Annotated in this window: 5 protein-coding genes; all 5 read right to left on the bottom strand. The window is 71.5% G+C overall.

All coding sequences use genetic code 11. The annotated features are described in order from the left end of the window. Positions 1–162: 162 nt before the first annotated feature. Positions 163–1,047, bottom strand: a complete 885-nt coding sequence (locus H0U68_RS08625; RefSeq protein ID WP_296354631.1) for a polysaccharide deacetylase — start codon at positions 1,045–1,047, stop codon at positions 163–165. Beyond that, positions 1,044–1,739 (bottom strand): urea carboxylase-associated family protein, encoded by a 696-nt coding sequence (locus H0U68_RS08630; RefSeq protein WP_296354633.1) that lies wholly within the window; start codon positions 1,737–1,739, stop codon positions 1,044–1,046. The genes H0U68_RS08625 and H0U68_RS08630 overlap by 4 nt, the downstream gene beginning before the upstream one ends. A 66-nt stretch (positions 1,740–1,805) precedes the next feature. Continuing rightward, positions 1,806–2,750 carry an ABC transporter permease gene (locus H0U68_RS08635; RefSeq protein WP_296354635.1) on the bottom strand — a complete coding sequence of 315 codons (945 nt, stop codon included), beginning with the start codon at positions 2,748–2,750 and terminating at the stop codon, positions 1,806–1,808. After that, the gene (locus H0U68_RS08640; protein ID WP_296354637.1) at positions 2,747–3,841 is read right to left on the bottom strand and encodes an ABC transporter permease; all 1,095 of its coding nucleotides are present in this window, start codon (positions 3,839–3,841) and stop codon (positions 2,747–2,749) included. Before H0U68_RS08640 ends, H0U68_RS08635 begins: the two co-directional genes overlap by 4 nt. Next, positions 3,838–4,535: ATP-binding cassette domain-containing protein (locus H0U68_RS08645; RefSeq protein WP_296354639.1), on the bottom strand; the 698-nt coding region annotated here is incomplete at its 5' end. The genes H0U68_RS08645 and H0U68_RS08640, both read right to left, overlap by 4 nt.

Genomic DNA, 4,535 nt, shown 5'->3' on the forward strand with positions numbered 1-4,535 from the left:
GTGCTGGCGCGCGCCTGCGCCAGCGCGAGCTCGGGCGTCAGCAGCGTGAAGATGCCGCGCGCGGCATCGCCCGCCGCGCGTTCGAGCTGCGCGCGGACCACGTCGTCCGGCGTCGTTTCGCCGACCCGGTAGCGCCGCGCCAGCGCGTCGATCGACCCCACGTCAGGCACGGGCCGGCACCGGCACGCGCTCGGCGTGGATGCGCGCGATCTCCTCGAAGGTGCAAAAGCGCACGCCCGGATGGCCGAGGAAGAAGTCGATCAGCCGCTCGTGCATCAGCAGTGCCTGCGGCTTGCCCGACACGTCCGGGTGCACCGTCATCGGGAACACGGCGAAGTCGTACTCGCGGTACACGTACTCGAACTGGTCGCGCCACATCTGCTCCACGTTGCGCGCGCCCACATAGCCCTGGCTGTTGGCGAAGGACTTGATGTAGAGCAGCGGCTCCATGTCGTCCAGGTCCCAGCTGGCGGGAATCTCGATCAGCGAAGTGGGCTCGCCGCGCTGCACCGGCTTCATCCATTCGGCGGCGGGGCGGGTGTAGTCGATCGGCGTCCACGCGTCGCCGCGGCGCAGGTAGTACGGCTCGAAGTCGCGGTGCATCAGGCTGTGGTCGTAGCGGATGCCGCGCTCCAGCAGCAGGTCCAGCGTGTCGGGGCTGAATTCCCACCACGGCGCGTTGTGGCCGACCGGCCGCCGGCCGGTGAGTTGCCCGATCAGCGCGATCGAGCGGTCCAGCACATCGCTTTGCTGCGCGCGCGACATGGCGGTGGGGTTCTCGTGGCTGTAGCCGTGCAGGCCCACCTCGTGGCCCGCCGCCACCACGGCCTCGCAGGCTTCGGGAAAGCTTTCGATGGAGTGGCCCGGGATGAACCAGGTGGTGGCGATGCCGCGCGAGGCGAACAGCTTCAACATGCGCTGCGCACCGACCTCGCCGGCGAAGAAGCCGCGCGACACGTCGCACACCGAGCGCTCGCCGCCGTACGAGCCCAGCCAGCCCGCCACGGCGTCGAAGTCCACGCTGTAGGCGCAGAGGATTTCCTTCATGGCAGCACTTCGAACTGCAGCTCCACCGGCTCGCATTCGGCGCCGTTCACCGGCACCAAATCTTGCGGGCACGCCGACAGCACGGCCACGCAGTCCATGCAGGCTTCGAACACCACGTGGTCGCCCGGCCGCGCGCGCGGCGGCAACCATCCGATGGCGCCGTCGGCTGCCACCGGGTTGTTCATCCAGATGTTGAACGGCGCCGGCACCTCCGCAACCGCGAAGCCGATGGCCCGCGCCGCCATGCGCAGGTTGTCCGAGCAGTTGTCGTGGTAGCCGTGCACGCCCAGCGTGCGGTAGCGCGGCAGGTCGCAGGCGGCGATCAGCGTGTCGTGGATGCCGGGCGAGGTGTCCTCCACCATCCGCAGGATGGCGCGGCGGCGGTTCGTCACCAGGTCGTCGCCCACGGCGGGAATGGTCTTGCTCAGCCAGGCGCGCACGTGCTCCATCGACATGAACTCGTGCGCGCCTTCGGCGTCGAAGGCCCAGAAGTCGCACACCTGCGTGCCGTGCGGGTTGACGATCTTCAGCCGCTGGCCGCGCGCGAGCCGCACCGCGCAGCCCTGGCGCGCGGGCAGCGTGTAGCGCAGGCCCGGCTCGGCACGGCCTTCGGGCAGCACGCGGCCTTCCAGCGTGGGGTTGTGGCCGTCGACGTCGGCGTTGCTGCGGTAGGCGCTATTGACCCAGTCCATCTCTTGTCTCCTCGATCGGTTGTTGGCGGTGCGCCGCGGTGACGTGGTGTTCTTCGGCGGCGCTCTTCAGCGGCTTTCGCGGTCGTACGGCTTGCCCACCGCTTCCGGGGCGCGGGCGCGCCCGCCCAGCCCCACCAGCGCCGCGATGGACGCCAGGTAGGGCAGCATCAACAGCAGCTGGAACGGGATCTGCGGCTGCGAGAACTGCAGCGAGAGCTGCAAGGCATCGCACAGGCCGAAGAACAGCGCCGCGGCCACGACTGCCAGCGGGCGCCAGCGCCCCAGGATGACGATGGCCAGCGCCAGGAAGCCGCGGCCGCCGCTCATGCCTTCGGTGAACACATGAATCTGCGCCAGCACCAGGTGCGCGCCGCCCAGCGCGGCCAATGCGCTGCTGGCCACCACCGCCATGGCGCGCAGGCGCAGCACCGGCACGCCGGCCGAATCGGCGGCGCGCGGGCTCTCGCCGGCGGTGCGCAGCGCCAGCCCCGCATGGGTGCGGTACAACAGGTACACGAGGCCCGCCGTCAGCGGCACCAGCGCATAGGCCAGCGCGTCCTGGCTGAACAGGCTGGGCCCGAGCACCGGGATCTGCGACAGGCCGGGAATCGGCAGCGGCGCGAAGCCGGCAAGTGAATGCGAGCCCTGCTGCGCGCCGAACACCATGCGGCTGGCGAACGCGGTGAAGCCCATGCAGAACAGGTTGACGGCGATGCCGGCCACCAGCTGGTCGCTGCGCAGCCACACGGTCAGCACCGCCTGCAGCAGGCCGACCAGCAGGCCCGCGAGCAGCCCGGCGAACAAGCCCACGGCGGGCGAGCCGCTGAAGAAGGTGCCGGCCGCCGCGCCGAACGCGCCCGCCAGCAGGCTGCCTTCCAGGCCGACGTTGTAGACGCCCGAGCGTTCCGCCACGTTGGCGCCGAGCGCCGCGTAGGCGACGGGAATGGCGCCGCGGCACAGCGCGGCGACGAAGGCGGCCGCGGCGGTGGAATCCAGCAGGGCATCGGTCATGCGGCCTCCTGCGCGGCGGCTGCAGCAGCGGGCGCCTCGCGAGCAGGCACGCCGCGCGACGGCGGCGCGAACCACCTGCGCAGCGACGCATGCTGGCTGGCCGCGACGAAGATCACCACCAGCCCCTGGATGGCGTCCACCACCGTGCCTTCGACACCGACGGCGCGCTGCATGCCGTTGGCGGCGGCCTTCAGCCCGCCCATCAGCAGCGCGCCCAGCGGCAGCCACGCCAGGTTGCCGGCGGCCATGAAGGCGACCACGATGCCGTCGAAGCCGTAGCCGGGGCTGAACAGGTGGAACAGCCGGTACTTCAGCCCCAGCACCTCGATGCCGCCGGCCAGGCCTGCCAGAGCGCCGCCGGCCATCATCGCCAGCAGCAGCTCGCGCCGCACCGCCACGCCCGCATAGGCCGCGGCCTGCGCGTTGCGCCCGACCAGGTCCAGCGCGTGGCCATGCGCGGTGTAGCGGAAGTGAAAGTGCAGCAGCACCGCAAGGCCCACGCCCAGCAGCGCGCCGATGTGGGCATCGGTCTGCGGCATCAGGATCGGCAGGCGCAGCACCGGCGCCAATTCCTCGGAGTACGGATACGGCGCGCCCGGCGCCAGCAGCGGCCCGCTGACCGCGTAGCTCACCAGCTGGATCGCCACGAAATTCAGCAGCAGGGTCACGATGACTTCGTTGACGCCGCGGTAGGCCTTCAGGTAGCCGGGAATGGCCGCCCACAGCGCCCCGCCCGCCATGGCGGCCAGCATGACCACGATGCTCCCGATGCCGGCCGGCAGCTGCGGCAGGAACAGCCCGGCCAGCGTGGCCGCCAGCGCGCCGGCATAGATCTGCCCTTCCGCGCCGATGTTGAACAGCCCCGCGCGCAGCGGCACCGCGACGGCCAGCGCCGCCAGCAGGATCGGCGAGGTTTTCACCAGCGTGCTGGCGAAGCCCCAGTAGTCCAGATAGGCGGTGGTGAACAGCGCGCGGTAGGCCAGCCATGGAGAGGCGCCGCTGGCGGCGATCAGCAGCGCGCCCACGGCCAGCGCCAACAGGCAGGCCCACACGACGCGCAGCCGCACGGCCCAGGCAAGGCAGGCGTTCATGGCGCGGCCTCCGCCAGGCCCGACATCAGCAGGCCGATGCGTTCGGGCGTGGCCTGCGCCTGCTCCAGCGTGCCGACGATGCGGCCGCGGTACATCACGGCCACGCGGTCGGCGACTTCCAGAACGTGTTCCAGTTCGGTGGAGATGTAGAGCACGGCCACGCCGGCATCGCGCTGCTCCAGCAGCTTGTGCTGCACGAACGCGATGGCGCCGATGTCCAGGCCCTTGGTCGCCTGCATCACGACCAGCAGGCGCGGGCCGGCCTCGATCTCGCGCGCCAGGATGATCTTCTGCTGGTTGCCGCCCGAGAGCTCCCCCGCCGGCTGCTCGATGCCGCGCAGGCGGCAGTCGTACTGCCGTGCCAGCCGCTCGGCCTCGCGCCGCATGCCGCGGTGGTCCAGCACGCCGCGCCGCGCCTGCGGGCGGCGGTAGAAGTTGCGCAGGAAGAAATTCTTCCACACCGGCTGGCCCAGCACCAGGCCGGTGGCGTGGCGGTCTTCCGGCACGAAGCCGATGCGGTGCGTGTGCACGCGCTCGCGGATGGAGGCGCGCGTGATGTCGCGCCCGGCCAGCGCCATGCGGCCGGCGTCGGCCGCGCGCAGGCCGGCCAGCACCTCCGCCAGCTCCTTCTGCCCGTTGCCGTCCACGCCGGTGATGCCCAGCACCTCGCCCGCGCGCAGCTGCAGGTCGATGC

It is taken from the genome of Ramlibacter sp., from assembly GCF_013697775.1.
GTDB lineage: Bacteria > Pseudomonadota > Gammaproteobacteria > Burkholderiales > Burkholderiaceae_C > Ramlibacter.

Bases quoted from the DNA above. Each gene is read 5' to 3' on its own strand.
- H0U68_RS08625 (WP_296354631.1), bottom strand. From the start codon at position 1,047: ATGAAGGAAATCCTCTGCGCCTACAGCGTGGACTTCGACGCCGTGGCG.
- H0U68_RS08630 (WP_296354633.1), bottom strand. From the start codon at position 1,739: ATGGACTGGGTCAATAGCGCCTACCGCAGCAACGCCGACGTCGACGGC.
- H0U68_RS08635 (WP_296354635.1), bottom strand. From the start codon at position 2,750: ATGACCGATGCCCTGCTGGATTCCACCGCCGCGGCCGCCTTCGTCGCC.
- H0U68_RS08640 (WP_296354637.1), bottom strand. From the start codon at position 3,841: ATGAACGCCTGCCTTGCCTGGGCCGTGCGGCTGCGCGTCGTGTGGGCC.